At 44.2% G+C, this 12,785-nt stretch carries 13 protein-coding genes; 10 read left to right on the top strand and 3 right to left on the bottom strand.

From position 1 onward, the window contains the following. Window positions 1-205: 205 nt before the first annotated feature. The 7 genes from IX91_RS08550 to IX91_RS08520 all read left to right on the top strand — a co-directional run bounded on the left by IX91_RS08550 (window position 206) and on the right by IX91_RS08520 (window position 6,469). Window positions 206-1,294, top strand: coding sequence for a TRAP transporter substrate-binding protein (locus IX91_RS08550; RefSeq protein ID WP_004749280.1), 1,089 nt, complete (start codon window positions 206-208; stop codon window positions 1,292-1,294). Window positions 1,295-1,405: 111 nt separating this feature from the next. Next, window positions 1,406-1,939, top strand: coding sequence for a TRAP transporter small permease subunit (locus tag IX91_RS26755; protein ID WP_004743974.1), 534 nt, complete (start codon window positions 1,406-1,408; stop codon window positions 1,937-1,939). Window positions 1,940-1,951: 12 nt separating this feature from the next. Continuing rightward, window positions 1,952-3,235, top strand: coding sequence for a TRAP transporter large permease (locus IX91_RS08540; protein WP_004743973.1), 1,284 nt, complete (start codon window positions 1,952-1,954; stop codon window positions 3,233-3,235). Between the two features lie 89 nt (window positions 3,236-3,324). Then, window positions 3,325-4,686, top strand: coding sequence for a cache domain-containing protein (locus tag IX91_RS08535; RefSeq protein ID WP_004749279.1), 1,362 nt, complete (start codon window positions 3,325-3,327; stop codon window positions 4,684-4,686). Then, the gene (locus tag IX91_RS08530) at window positions 4,679-5,317 is read left to right on the top strand and encodes a response regulator (protein WP_004746224.1); all 639 of its coding nucleotides are present in this window, start codon (window positions 4,679-4,681) and stop codon (window positions 5,315-5,317) included. The genes IX91_RS08535 and IX91_RS08530 overlap by 8 nt, the downstream gene beginning before the upstream one ends. A 97-nt stretch (window positions 5,318-5,414) precedes the next feature. Continuing rightward, on the top strand, window positions 5,415-5,753 hold the full coding sequence (locus IX91_RS08525) for a DOPA 4,5-dioxygenase family protein (protein ID WP_004746223.1): 339 nt from the start codon (window positions 5,415-5,417) through the stop codon (window positions 5,751-5,753). Between the two features lie 113 nt (window positions 5,754-5,866). Beyond that, on the top strand, window positions 5,867-6,469 hold the full coding sequence (locus IX91_RS08520; RefSeq protein WP_004746222.1) for a 2OG-Fe(II) oxygenase: 603 nt from the start codon (window positions 5,867-5,869) through the stop codon (window positions 6,467-6,469). 339 nt (window positions 6,470-6,808) lie between these two features. Here IX91_RS08520 and IX91_RS08510 read toward each other — a convergent pair whose 3' ends face one another. After that, on the bottom strand, window positions 6,809-7,675 hold the full coding sequence (locus IX91_RS08510) for a patatin-like phospholipase family protein (protein WP_004746220.1): 867 nt from the start codon (window positions 7,673-7,675) through the stop codon (window positions 6,809-6,811). 293 nt (window positions 7,676-7,968) lie between these two features. Here IX91_RS08510 and IX91_RS08505 point away from each other — a divergent pair, with 293 nt between their 5' ends. Both IX91_RS08505 and IX91_RS08500 read left to right on the top strand, forming a co-directional pair. After that, window positions 7,969-8,190: a hypothetical protein gene (locus tag IX91_RS08505; protein WP_004746219.1), complete on the top strand. Its 222-nt coding sequence runs from the start codon at window positions 7,969-7,971 to the stop codon at window positions 8,188-8,190. 497 nt (window positions 8,191-8,687) lie between these two features. Continuing rightward, window positions 8,688-10,106 carry a basic amino acid/polyamine antiporter gene (locus IX91_RS08500; protein WP_004746218.1) on the top strand — a complete coding sequence of 473 codons (1,419 nt, stop codon included), beginning with the start codon at window positions 8,688-8,690 and terminating at the stop codon, window positions 10,104-10,106. Between the two features lie 46 nt (window positions 10,107-10,152). Here the strand turns inward: IX91_RS08500 and rarD are convergent, their stop codons facing one another. Beyond that, window positions 10,153-11,043 carry an EamA family transporter RarD gene (gene rarD / locus IX91_RS08495; protein WP_004746217.1) on the bottom strand — a complete coding sequence of 297 codons (891 nt, stop codon included), beginning with the start codon at window positions 11,041-11,043 and terminating at the stop codon, window positions 10,153-10,155. Window positions 11,044-11,166: 123 nt separating this feature from the next. Then, complete coding sequence (locus IX91_RS08490) at window positions 11,167-12,126, bottom strand: AEC family transporter (protein ID WP_004746216.1); 960 nt, start codon at window positions 12,124-12,126, stop codon at window positions 11,167-11,169. A 238-nt stretch (window positions 12,127-12,364) separates the two neighbouring features. Between IX91_RS08490 and IX91_RS08485 the strand changes: the two genes are divergently transcribed. Then, complete coding sequence (locus IX91_RS08485; protein ID WP_004746215.1) at window positions 12,365-12,721, top strand: PilZ domain-containing protein; 357 nt, start codon at window positions 12,365-12,367, stop codon at window positions 12,719-12,721. Window positions 12,722-12,785: the final 64 nt, after the last annotated feature.

The raw sequence follows: 12,785 nt of genomic DNA, 5'->3' as shown, positions 1-12,785 counted from the left end.
TTTTATCTGCCTGATTTATATAGCTATAAGATTCTTGTTGTCCTATTTTCTACGTATTACTACGTAATTCTTTCGTCTATGCGCCATCTTAGTTGTTAAAACCAGTCCGTGTTCGCGCCTATTTCATATTGGTTATTGATGAACCACTCTGTATGAGAAATAGAACATGCCTAAAAAGTATGGCCCGTTAACAAAGGACGTGAACATGAGTCTTATCAAACAATCTCTAAAAAGAGTGTTAAAAGGAACCGCGATGGCGGCTGCTTTGGTTATGGCAGCGACTTCGGCTACTGCAGCTGAAAAAGTGTATCGCTTGAAGCTAGCTGAAACTTGGGGACCAAACTTCCCAGTATTTGGTGATGCGACTAAGAACATGGCTGCAATGGCTGAGAAGATGTCTAATGGTCGATTGCAAATTCGTATCGACTCGGCAAACAAACACAAAGCGCCGCTCGGTATTTTCGATATGGTGAAATCCGGGCAGTACGACCTAGGTCACTCTGGCTCTTACTACTGGAAAGGTAAAGTACCGAATACGCTTTACTTCACTTCTATGCCGTTTGGTATGACCCCAGCAGAGCAATATGCATGGTTCTATCACGGTGGTGGTATGGAGCTGATGGAGCAAGTTTATTCTCCACACAACCTTCTTTCTTTCCCAGGTGGTAACACCGATATCCAGATGGGTGGTTGGTTCCAAAAAGAGATCAACTCGGTTGAAGATTTACAGGGTCTGAAAATGCGTATCCCTGGTTTCGCGGGAGAGATCTTGGCAGAGCTAGGCGCTAAGCCAACCAACATTGCACCGGGTGAGCTTTATACTTCTCTAGAGCGTCGTACGATTGATGCTCTGGAGTGGGTAGGTCCATCTCTTGACCTTCGTATGGGCTTCCACAAGATTGCACCATACTACTACACAGGTTGGCATGAGCCAGGTTCAGAGCTGCAGTTCCTAGTTAACAAGCGTACCTATGAGCGTCTTCCAGAAGATCTTCGTGAAATTCTACGTGTCGCAATGCGTACCGCCGCTTATGATATGTACACTCAAGCAACTCACGAAAGTGGTAAGAACTGGGTATCTATTAAGTCAGAATATCCTGACGTACAGGTTAAAGACTTCCCGCCAGAGGTGATGAACGCGCTTCGTGAAGCAAATGATCGCCTACTAGCGAAACATGCGGAGAAAGATGAGTTAGCGAAAGAGATTCAAAAATCTCAAGCTGATTACCTCAAGCAAGTACGTTCGTGGACTGATATTTCTCACCGCGCGTATCTAAACAGCCAAGCTCAATAACAATAAATAAGATAGGTGACATTGTCACCTATCTCGAAGCCCAAGAAAATTTGTTTTATAAAGCGCCACAAACTCATAGTGGCGCATATTCAAAATTCCATGGAGTAGGGAATGAGAAGCCTAATCTATATCGAGCGAGTATTTAATCGTTTTGGTGACTTCCTAGGGTGGTTATCAAGCATTTTATTTATCTTGCTACTGGCGAATGTCGTCTACGACGTTGTGATGCGTTATGTGTTTAACGACGTTTCTATCGCGTTTCAGGAAATGGAGTGGCATCTGTTCTCAGCAGTATTCCTACTTGGTGTTCCTTATGCAGTAAAAGCAGGCGGCCATGTCCGAGTCGATCTCTTCTATGAACGTCTCTCGAATAAGGCTCAAGCGATTATCGATTTACTTGGAACTCTTATATTTCTTTTACCGTTTTGCTTATTGGTGGCTTACTACGGGATCGATTTTGCTAAAGAGAGCTATGCATTAGGCGAAACTTCAGGTGATCCGGGTGGCTTACCTTACCGCTGGATTATTAAAGCAATGATCCCGCTGTCATTCTTCTTTATGGCAATCAGCGGCGTCGGCTTACTGCTGCACTCGTTAAATAGAATCGTCAATCCACACCTTGTCTACTCGCAAGAACGCAAATAAAGGAGGCTAAAAATGGTCGGTATAGTAATGTTTTTCGTCGCCTTGTTTGCACTGCTACTTGGCTTTCCCGTTGCGTTTACCTTCGGTGGTATCGCGTTAATTTTTGGTGTTTGGGCAGAAGGCATGGATATGTTTGCTTTCATGCCTTACCGTATCCAGTCCATTATGGAAAACACGGTACTCATGGCAGTACCGCTGTTTGTATTCATGGGCTTGGTTTTGCAAAAGACTCGATTGGCGGAACAATTGCTTGAGTCTATGGGCAAGCTGTTTGGTGGTGTAAGAGGTGGTTTAGCCATTTCAACGGTTTTGGTTGGAGCGCTTCTTGCTGCATCGACTGGTGTTGTTGGCGCATCGGTTGTGGCTATGGGGCTTATCTCGTTGCCAGTGATGCTTAAATACAACTACGACAAAGGGTTAGCGTGCGGCACTATTTGTGCGTCAGGTACTTTGGGTCAAATTATTCCACCTTCTATTGTCCTTATCTTACTCGGCGATGTATTGGGTGTGCCAGTCGGTGACCTATTCCAAGCAGCGGTTTGGCCAGGGCTAGTTCTGGTTGGTGCCTATGTGGTTTATATCCTTATCTACGCCAAACTTAACCCTGAAGCAGCGCAGCCAATGCCAAGTGATGGCAACTTAAGCCGTAAGCAAGAAATCATTGCAGCGCTTAAAGCGGTTGTTCCACCACTAGCACTTATTGTCGTGGTACTGGGTTCCATTTTCGCGGGTGTAGCAACGCCGACAGAGTCAGCTGCTCTAGGTGGAGCAGGTGCTATTGTGCTGGCGATCTTGTACCGTCAGTTTAGTTGGTCGATGGTGTATGAGGCATCAAAAGAGACGGTTAAAGTGACTGCGATGGTATTCGCTATTCTACTGGGTGCAACGGCATTCTCTATGGCATTTACCTATACAGGTGGCGATTACTTAGTCGAAGAATGGATGCTACAAATTCCGGGTGAGAAATGGGGCTTCTTAATTATCACTATGCTTGTGATTCTGATCCTTGGGTTCTTTATCGATTTCGTCGAGATCTGTTTCATCATCGTGCCAATACTTGCACCAGTGGCTGAGATCATGGGTATTAACATGACGTGGTTTGCGATTCTGATTGCAATGAACCTACAAACTTCGTTCCTGACCCCACCATTTGGCTTCAGCTTATTTTATTTGAAAGGTGTGGCACCAAAAGGCGTGACGACGAGAGATATTTACCGTGGCGTAATGCCATTTATCGCGATTCAGATTCTGGTACTCGCTTCGTTGCTCGTGTTCCCTGAATTCTACGGAATGTGATCCTTTAGTTACGTAATATTAACAACTCCTGTTAAAGTGGGGCTGCTTGCCATTCGGTGAGCAGCCTCTGTTGTCATTGGGGGAAAGGGATGCCTCTACAAGCCAAACTAATACTACTTAGCCTGCTGCCTTTGCTGCTGGTCACCGCGTTAACAAGTTGGATTTCGATTCATCAGGCGAAAACGTTAGGTGAAAAAGAGATTCAAATTTTTGAAGACGGGTTGATTCGCTCTAAGGAAACGGCACTCAAAGATCACGTAGATTTGGCATTTGATGCGATTTCACACATCTACAATGATGAGAGCCTTGATGAAGACACTGCGAAACAACAAGTTAAAGCGGTGTTGTCGAAACTTCGTTACGGCAAAGATAAAGACGGCTATTTCTTCGCTTATGACGAGCAAGGAACTAACCTAGTTCACCCGATTATGCCTGACCTAATTGGTAGAAACTTGATTGATCTTCAGGATGAAAATGGCGACTTGCTGATAGAGGCGCTATTGCACCAAGCGCAAAGTGGCGGTGGCTTTCATCGCTACCTGTGGCAGAAACCCTCTACTGGGGAAAATGTGACTAAATTAAGTTACGCTGCATGGCTTGATAAATGGAATTGGATGATCGGCACTGGCTTATACATTGAAGATATCACCTATGAGGTCGCCAACCTTAAGTCTGAGGTGAATAGAAACATCGAAACTACTTTCTTCTCTGTGATCGTGATTATGATAGTGACGGTAGGGGTGATCGTAGTCATCACGTTAGCGGTGAACCTGCATGAACATCGTCTTGCAGACAGAAGTTTAAAAGAGTTAGCCCACAAAACAGTGATGTTTCAGGAAGACGAAAAGAAACATCTAGCACGCGAACTGCATGACGGAATCAATCAGTTGTTAGTGTCGAGTAAATGCCATTTAGAGCTGCTATCAAGCAAGATTACGGACGCACCCTTGCAACAGCATTTAGCTAAGTCTCAACAATCCTTGATGACAGCGATTAATGAAGTGAGGCATATTTCTCATAACCTACGCCCGAGCGCACTCGATGACATTGGCTTACAAGCCGCCATGAACACCTTACTGCAAGATTTTAAATCCCACTCTGGTGTTGAGGTGGAAGCTTCTTTGACGACTCAGCCAGGAAAACTAAAATCAGAAGTAGCGACCACATTGTATCGTGTTGCTCAAGAATCATTGACTAACATCGAAAAACACGCCCATGCCAATACAGTAAGCGTGATACTACATCAGATGGGTAATATGCTTCAGCTGATTATTCGCGATGATGGCGTGGGCTTTGACGTAAACGCATCGCTGCGAAAAAGTGGTATTGGGCTACGCAATATGCGTGAGCGAGTTGAGTTTATCGGTGGCGACTTTGAAATAGAAAGTGAACCGGGCTTTGGTACAGAGATTACCGTATTACTGGAATTGGATGGATTAGTATATGGATGAACCAATTAAAGTGGTGATTGTTGATGATCACCAAGTTGTCTTAGATGGATTTATCGCGCGACTTCAAACAGAGCCTGAGATTGAAGTGATTGGTTCAGCCAGTAATGGCCTAGAAGCGATAGACGTCGTTAAGTCATTGCAGCCGGATGTAGTGCTGATGGATGTCAGTATGCCAATGATGAACGGTATCGATGCGACTCGCGTCATTAAGGAGTCCATGCCTGACGTTAAAGTGTTAATGCTCACCATGCATGATAACCGCGAATACATTATGAAGGTGATGCAAGTAGGGGCTGTAGGCTATATGCTCAAAGAAATTTGCGCGCGACGCATGGTGCAAGCCATCAAGACGGTCTACCAAGGTTCCACTTATTTTTGTGAATCAGTGACGCAAACGCTTTTTTCTCAAGAGGTGGTGCCCGTTGCACAAAAGCCGAATCCGCTTAGTCGCCGTGAAGAAGCGATACTTAAACTTGTTGCCGAAGGAAACAGCAGCAAGAAGATCGCCTCACTACTAAATATCAGCTACCGAACGGTTGAAACTCACCGTCAAAATATCAAACATAAACTCGATCTTCATAGTACCGCAGAGTTAGCTAAATACGCGGTTGAGCAGGGGATAGTGGCTTAGAAGCCTCGTAACTTTTGTAATGATTGTAAGTAGGCGCGAGTCTTATCCGCGACAGTGATAGGATAGCGCCATGATCCACTCAATAGGTTAACTGCCTGTGTCTTATCCAAAAAATATTCATCAAAATTACCATGCTCATGTTTACTTTGATCAACAGACTTGCGAGTTCGCTCGGCAAATCCGAGAGCAAGCGTTGAGTCAGTTTGATTTGCCAGTAGGTAGATTTAACGAGAAGCGAGTTGGCCCCCATACCATGTGGAGCTTTTCAATCACGTTTACAGCAAGTGAATTTGAGTCAGTGGTGTCATGGCTAGATAACAAGCGTGAAGGCTTAACGGTATTGGTTCATGCGCTCACTGACGATGATATCAAAGATCACACTGAATACGCCTATTGGCTTGGTGAGCCTGTCAAAATTGATTTGTCTCGCTTTTAACGACTAGGTCAGCGCGCCTTCGATTGTCGTCACGACAATTAATCTGATTTGTTGGTTCATGGTACGCTTGTGTATAAGGCGTCTTTTGATTTAATCACTGGACTCCAACACCTATGAACCAATTGATTGACGCCTTGTTTACTCAGGGTTACTACGTTTGGGACGATTTTCTTTCAAGCCAAGAAGTGGCTGAGCTACGCGACTGTATTCCTCAAGACTGGAGCAAGGCGCGGATTGGGCGCAATGACGAATTGACACGAGAAAGCGCCATTCGTAGCGATAAAATCCAGTGGTTACACTCTGATATGGGAGCGCCAGTAGCCAGCTTTCTGTCCAAAATGGAGCAGATTCGCCTAGAAGCTAACCGCCATTTTTTCTTAGGCTTGTTTGAGTATGAAGCGCACTTTGCCAAGTATGAAAAAGGTGACTTCTATCAGAAGCATTTGGATTGCTTTAGAGGCAACGAAAACCGTCGCCTCACCACGGTTTTCTATATGAATGAAGCTTGGTCGGAGCAAGATGCCGGCGAGCTGGTGGTTTATGATCTGGCCGACAAGCATGTTGCGACGATTCCGCCAAAATCGGGACGACTGTTTGTATTTTTATCAGAGCAGTTCCCACATGAAGTATTGCCAACCAATACCGAGCGCTACAGTATCGCTGGTTGGTTTCGAGTCAATGGCGTCAAAGACAATTCATTAGATATTGCGCATTAAGAAGGTCGCCTAGTGCGACCTTTGTTGATTTCGAGACTTTATTAATTTGGGAACAAGGCCTTTATAGCCAAACCGATAGACAGACCAACATTGATAGAGGATGAAAACCGCGTATACCACGTTTATCATTAGCTCGTCTCGTTGAATCTCCTCTATGGTTCCATCATAACCCGCGCCAAAAATAGCAATTAAGATGATAGAAATGTAGGCGAGCTCGACGCCAATGAAAAAGTGGAGCAGTAACCAACCTAACGGTTTTAAAGCTTTAATTAGTTTCATACAGATGGAAATAATAGGATGTAGCCCGTAGAGTCTAACATAATTCGTTTTTCCTAAGCTTTACAAACAGAAATGACAGTTTTCTTCTGTTAACCCATAGACCCCATCGCGACTTGCGAGGTGTTTATCTCCTTCAAGAACTCCCATTTGGTAGCCTTTGTCGAGCAACTCTTTTTTCATGGTTAAGCGCTTAACGGCAAAATCTTCTGGTGGAGCAATCACGCGAACCGTGACATCTTTCGGTGGACGACGAATAAACTCTAGTGACTTGTTGTAACTTGTCGCTCGATTTGCCATCGCTTTACCAATCATGGGGTATTTGGCGAGCAACCTTTTGAGTAACCAAGATGCTCTTGTTTGAGGCATTTCATAGCTTAAAGGATGCGACAAAACCACCGTAATTTCTTTTGCTCCGCGTCGATATGCCTCCATTACGGGAATAGAGTCCGCTACGCCTCCGTCGGTATAGCATCCGCCCGAAAAGCAAGGTGTTTGCTTATAGGCGATGGGTAACGCGCTGGTTGCTTCAAGTGCCAAGTTGAGGTTGCCGGGGGTGACTTGGTAATAATCCGCTTTTCCGGTCTCAATGTTTGTCGTTGTTGCAACTAAAGGTGTACTCGAAAAAAGTTGTTCTTTATTCAATGGAAACAGCTTGTCTGATTCTGAAACAAGCCATTTCACATCCACTAAGTTTCCCCCCTTGATAAAGCGTTTGGGGTTAAAGAATTCGCTATTGGTCGCTAGCTGGGTAATGACCTGATAACTACGTTTGTGCTGCTGTGCCAAGTAACCTACAAGGTTAGACGCCCCAGCAGATACACCAATGGCAAAATCAAACGGTTGATAGCCATTTTCAATAAATGAGTCCAAAACACCTGCGGCAAAAATACCGCGCATTGCTCCACCTTCTACGACGAGCGCTTTCATAACTTTATCCAATTTCTCGATTTGCTAGGCATCTTATCGAGCTAGATTGGTGGTGAGAAATGGATGTTACTAATCACTGTAATAGCTCTTAACTATGAATAGCTCTTAGTTATCAATAGGTATGGGCTATTGAACATATAGAGATTGGCGCTTTTACCTATGGGCTACCTAAGAGTATTGTTATTGATAACAAGAGATTAAAGTTAGTTCATGTTTTTATATACAGTATTTTCTTGATTTGAAACATCAAAGAACTATACTGGTTATAGATACAGGTAATTGGGAGGTGTATTATGTTGTTAGAAACCATCGAACGCGTTAACCGCCTACGCCAACAAGCGTTGTCCGATCCAGAGTTTATCCAGTCGGCAAAAGCCCATGAAAAGGCGCTGAAAGATCAAAGTTACCATTATGCCGCCAAAGCAAAGAGTGCGAAGCAGAGAAAAGATCGCAGTCTGGCAGATATATATCAACAAGCTGAGTTCGGGCATAGGCCTGAAAGCTCTAAACATTAAATCGTAGAATTCTAAAAGCAGCCTCGGCTGCTTTTTTGTTGTTTGCAACATAGAGCAGGCACAAAAAAATGGTCGCCTTTCAGCGACCCCACAAACAGGAAGTAATGGATATCATAGAGAGGTGATGTGCGGAACAATCACTGTCACCTCTTAATAGCTTAGTTGAGTTTGCTAGGAATGCTTAGGTTTATGCATAACTTACATGAATTCAGGGATAATTAGTCGTTACTGTTGTTAATTGATATGTGTATTATGTGTTTTATATTGTTTTAAAATAAGTGTTATATTCTGGTTTTATGTGTATTTATTGGTGTTTGATGCTAATTTGTTTTCTCTATTAATTGTAAAGATATTATAATGCGCACTCTGAATTGATCGGTGACAATGAAATCTACGATTTGCCAATCATATGTGCGACTTAGCTCACATCAGCTCTGCCTTATGAATCTGTTTCGGCGTAGTATTGCACCTCCTAAACGGTTGTACCGGAAACTATAATGGATAATAAACTCGGCTTGAGTTCACTAACTGCGATCGTCATCGGTTCGATGATCGGCGCAGGTGTTTTTAGCTTGCCTCAAAATATGGCATCGGTTGCCAGCCCAGCAGCAGTAATGATCGGTTGGACGATAACGGGTGTAGGCATGATCTTTCTCGCCCTTTCTTTTCAAAAGCTTGCGTCACATAGGCCGAATGTCGATAGTGGCGTTTTTGGCTACGCAAAAGAAGGTTTTGGTGATTTTGTTGGTTTTTGCTCTGCGTGGGGGTACTGGCTAAGTGCCATGCTGGCTAACGTTTCTTATCTAGTGATTGTTTTTAGCACGCTTGGAATGCTGTTTGATACACCAGACAACATCATTTTCGGCCAAGGGAATACGATTGTTTCAATTGTCGGGGCTTCATGTCTACTTTGGATGGTTCATGCCTTGGTGCTACGAGGCGTTCAAACCGCAGCACTGATTAACATGGTGACGACCTATGCTAAGTTAGTGCCTTTGTTTATCTTTATTGTCTGCGCTGCTTTTGCTTTTCAGTGGAACACTTTTACTTTGGATTTCACCGGGCTTCACTTTGGTGAAGGGCATGATTTGATGTCTCAAGTAAAAAGTACCATGTTGGTAACGGTTTGGGTGTTCATTGGTATTGAAGGCGCTGTCGTTGTCTCTGGTCGTGCAAGAAATCGTAAAGATATTGGCCGAGCAACGATCCTTGGTCTCCTGACTGCGTTAGCGATTTATGTATTTGTAACTTTGCTATCTATGGGGGTGATAAAACCTGTTGAGCTGGCAGGCTATCAAAATCCATCTATGGCGAAAGTGTTAACCGAAATCTTAGGGCCTTGGGGTCAGTACATTATCAGTGTCGGGCTACTGATCTCAGTCTGTGGTGCATTTCTTAGTTGGACGGTTTTAGCATCCGAAGCGCCTTATTTGTGTGCGAAAGAGAAGATGTTCCCTAAACGCTATGCTGAGTTAAACGAAGCGGGCAGCCCTGTTAAGCCACTTACTTTGACCAATGTTTGGATTCAAATCTCGCTCGTGTTCGTTATGTTTGCTGGCAGTACTTATGACACCTTGTTGATCATCGCTTCAGAAATGATCTTAGTGCCGTATTTTCTCGTTGGCGCTTTCGTCTTAAAGATAGCGATCGAGGAAAAAAACAGAGGAAGCTTATTGCTCATTGGTGCAGGAGCAACTCTCTATGGTATCTGGCTACTTTATGCGTCGGGCCTAAACTACTTACTGCTGTCGGCAATTCTTTATCTACCAGGTCTCTACTTTTACATACAGGCGAAAAAAGAGCAGGGGATTAATCCATTTGAAGGCCGTGAGAAGCTAGGTGCTGGGATACTAGGTGCGATAGCCATGTTGGCCTTTGGGATGATCTGGCAAGGTAGCCTGAGCTTAGCTTTCTAAACTAATAAACTTAGAAATCCCCTGCCCATTATGGCAGGGGATTTTTCTATCTGTACTTGGCGGTATATTTAAAGCGTAAACTGTCAAAAATGGTAAAGATTAGCCCCGCCCATATAAAGCTAAAGCTGACTAACTTCACCTCATCAAAGGCCTCTCCAAACAAGTAAATCGCGATGAAGAACTGAATAGTCGGCTCGATGTATTGCATTAGTCCAATAGTCGACATTGTGGTCAGTCGAATCGCAATTGAGTAAAACACCAAAGGAAGTAGAGTGGCAGGGGCTGCACCCAAATACAGCGCAAGCGTGGTTGCTCCTTGATGCAAAGACTCAGTACCCACTGTCACTTCTTTGTAGCCCATATAGAGAAGAGCAATAGGCAACAACACCAAGGCTTCAACATACAGTCCTGTACTCCAGTTATAGTTGATTTTCTTTTTACACCAACCATAAAAGGTAAAGAAAATCGCCATTGTTAGCGCAATATAAGGGATCTCGCCATAGTGGATGATTTGATAGGTGAGACCAATACAAGCGAGCACTAGAGCGACTTTTTTGCCAATGGACAGCGACTCCTTCAAGAAAAACACACCGAGTGCCATCATAGTAATCGGACTGATAAAGAAGCCTAGACTGGCATCAATGACTCGATCATTGGTCAGCGCCCACGTAAATGCACACCACGAAATCGACATCATGATTGTGGCCGCAGTGGTATAGGCGAGGGAACGCTTGTCTGCCCAGATCGCACGTATGTCAGGTAGACGCTTTGTCACGCCTAGTACAATCAACGCTCCGAGCGGTACCGAGGCAATCAAACGCATCGCGAGCAATTCATCAGTCGCCGCGTTGGGCAAAAATTGATAATAAAGTGGCAACAGGCCCCATAGCAAAAATGAAAAAGCGGCCATTCCATTGCCTAAACGCTGCTCAGGCATAGTAGTCTCAAAAAGGGTAATAATTGAGCGAAATCTAAGCCTAAACCTTCTAAAAGTAAAGCAAAGATTTTGTTACTTTATTTAGTTATTAAAGTGCTTATATAACAGTGTCTTATATTGATTCTATGTATGCATTAGATCTAAGCCAAGAAGCAGCAAGACGCCCACTGTGCACGTTATAGTGGATAGCACGGTGGATAAAGCAATGATGTTGGCGGCTAAAATGGAATTCCCTCCCATTGAGCGAGCCATCACGTAGCTTGCTGCGGCAACGGGGGCAGCATTCATAAAGAACAATACACCAAGTTCAAGGCCGCGAAAGCCAAGCCAATAACCAGCAGCTGTGATGAGTAAGGGGGCTATCACCAACTTATTGCTGCAGGCAAACCAAGAGGGGCCGGGCTCCGTTTTTAATGAACCTAAGTTTAGTGAACCGCCAGTACACAATAATGCGAGGGGGAGGGTCATTTTAGCGAGGTAGTTACCCGCATCCACTGCGATATCAGGAACAGGAATGGAGAGCAGGTAAACGACGAGTCCAAGAAGGATAGATATGATTAACGGGTTCTTTGTCAGGGTGGAGATCATCATTTTTCCAACGCTCTCACCAGACTCGGCACCTTTGGGTGTCAAACAGATCACCGCCAGAATGTTGTAGGTAAGAGTGATGGCGGCAACGTAGATCGCGCCCAACGCGACGCCTTGTTCTCCGAAGGCGTTAGCCACATAAGCTATACCTATGATGCCCGTATTGGCTCTGAAACTGCCTTGGACAATAACGCCTTTATCTGGCGATTGGGAAAAAAGACCTTTGACGGCAATGGAGGAGAAGATAAAAAACAACACACTTGAGACAACCCCAAAAGCAATAAAGCTACTGGCCGCATAAAAGTCGTGTTCAGAAACCACTATGCTCAAAAACAGCATCGTTGGGAGAGTCACTTTGAAGACCAGCTTTGAGCCGACATCAATAAAGTTTTCGTTTATCAAACCAATGCGCTTAAACACGATTCCCAATATAAGCATCAAGCAAATAGGTCCGGTAATTGAGAGAGAAAATTGCAATTGGTTAAGAATATCCATCAGTTCCATCTAGTCTAAGCACAACCTAGGTTACACCATACCAGACTGTAAGTGATTGGTGGATAATAATCACACTCTAACAACATCACCTAACACAAACCTTCAAAAAACCAATTCATTGCCGATATAGTAAGGTGAAAGTAGAATAACGAGTGGTTATTTACATCATTTATTGCGTAGAAAGGGTATACTTAGGGATTATACCTAGCTATGAGTAGCACGGAGCAGGATCAGGACCATGAGTAGCTATATACAGAAACGACAGTATTACCGTTTAAGATACCCGAAACGCGCGAGGCCTTTTGTTAGGCTCGGAGATGAGCTGTTTCAGGTTGCGGAGGTTTCTGAAGGTGGTATTAGAATGGTGGTAGCCAACTCTAATACCATGTACAAAGGGCTTGAGATTAAAGGAATGCTTAACCTTAATGACGAAAGTCGCGTAGAAATTGAAGGCGCAGTCTTGCGTTTTGATCGTGATGAAGTGATTGTTCAATTGCGTAAAGGGCCGACCTTTAAGATTATGGTTGATGAACAAAGAAAGATCCGTAGCAAGTATCCTGTTTTCTTTGCTCGGCTAAGAGAAGCCGCTGCCTGATCTCACTAGTAATTTCTAAACGGAGCCTTAAGGCTCCGTTTTTCGTTCAAGGGCCTATGTACGT

The organism is Vibrio tubiashii ATCC 19109 (assembly GCF_000772105.1).
In the GTDB taxonomy this organism is placed as follows: domain Bacteria; phylum Pseudomonadota; class Gammaproteobacteria; order Enterobacterales; family Vibrionaceae; genus Vibrio; species Vibrio tubiashii.
This window is presented reverse-complemented; position numbering and strand designations above follow the sequence as displayed.

Coding starts and splice junctions, on each gene's coding strand:
- IX91_RS08535 (WP_004749279.1), top strand. CDS start 3,325: ATGCCTCTACAAGCCAAACTAATACTACTTAGCCTGCTGCCTTTGCTG.
- IX91_RS08530 (WP_004746224.1), top strand. CDS start 4,679: ATGGATGAACCAATTAAAGTGGTGATTGTTGATGATCACCAAGTTGTC.
- IX91_RS08500 (WP_004746218.1), top strand. CDS start 8,688: ATGGATAATAAACTCGGCTTGAGTTCACTAACTGCGATCGTCATCGGT.
- IX91_RS08510 (WP_004746220.1), bottom strand. CDS start 7,675: ATGAAAGCGCTCGTCGTAGAAGGTGGAGCAATGCGCGGTATTTTTGCC.
- rarD (WP_004746217.1), bottom strand. CDS start 11,043: ATGCCTGAGCAGCGTTTAGGCAATGGAATGGCCGCTTTTTCATTTTTG.
- IX91_RS08550 (WP_004749280.1), top strand. CDS start 206: ATGAGTCTTATCAAACAATCTCTAAAAAGAGTGTTAAAAGGAACCGCG.
- IX91_RS08505 (WP_004746219.1), top strand. CDS start 7,969: ATGTTGTTAGAAACCATCGAACGCGTTAACCGCCTACGCCAACAAGCG.
- IX91_RS08490 (WP_004746216.1), bottom strand. CDS start 12,126: ATGGATATTCTTAACCAATTGCAATTTTCTCTCTCAATTACCGGACCT.
- IX91_RS08520 (WP_004746222.1), top strand. CDS start 5,867: ATGAACCAATTGATTGACGCCTTGTTTACTCAGGGTTACTACGTTTGG.
- IX91_RS08540 (WP_004743973.1), top strand. CDS start 1,952: ATGGTCGGTATAGTAATGTTTTTCGTCGCCTTGTTTGCACTGCTACTT.
- IX91_RS08485 (WP_004746215.1), top strand. CDS start 12,365: ATGAGTAGCTATATACAGAAACGACAGTATTACCGTTTAAGATACCCG.
- IX91_RS26755 (WP_004743974.1), top strand. CDS start 1,406: ATGAGAAGCCTAATCTATATCGAGCGAGTATTTAATCGTTTTGGTGAC.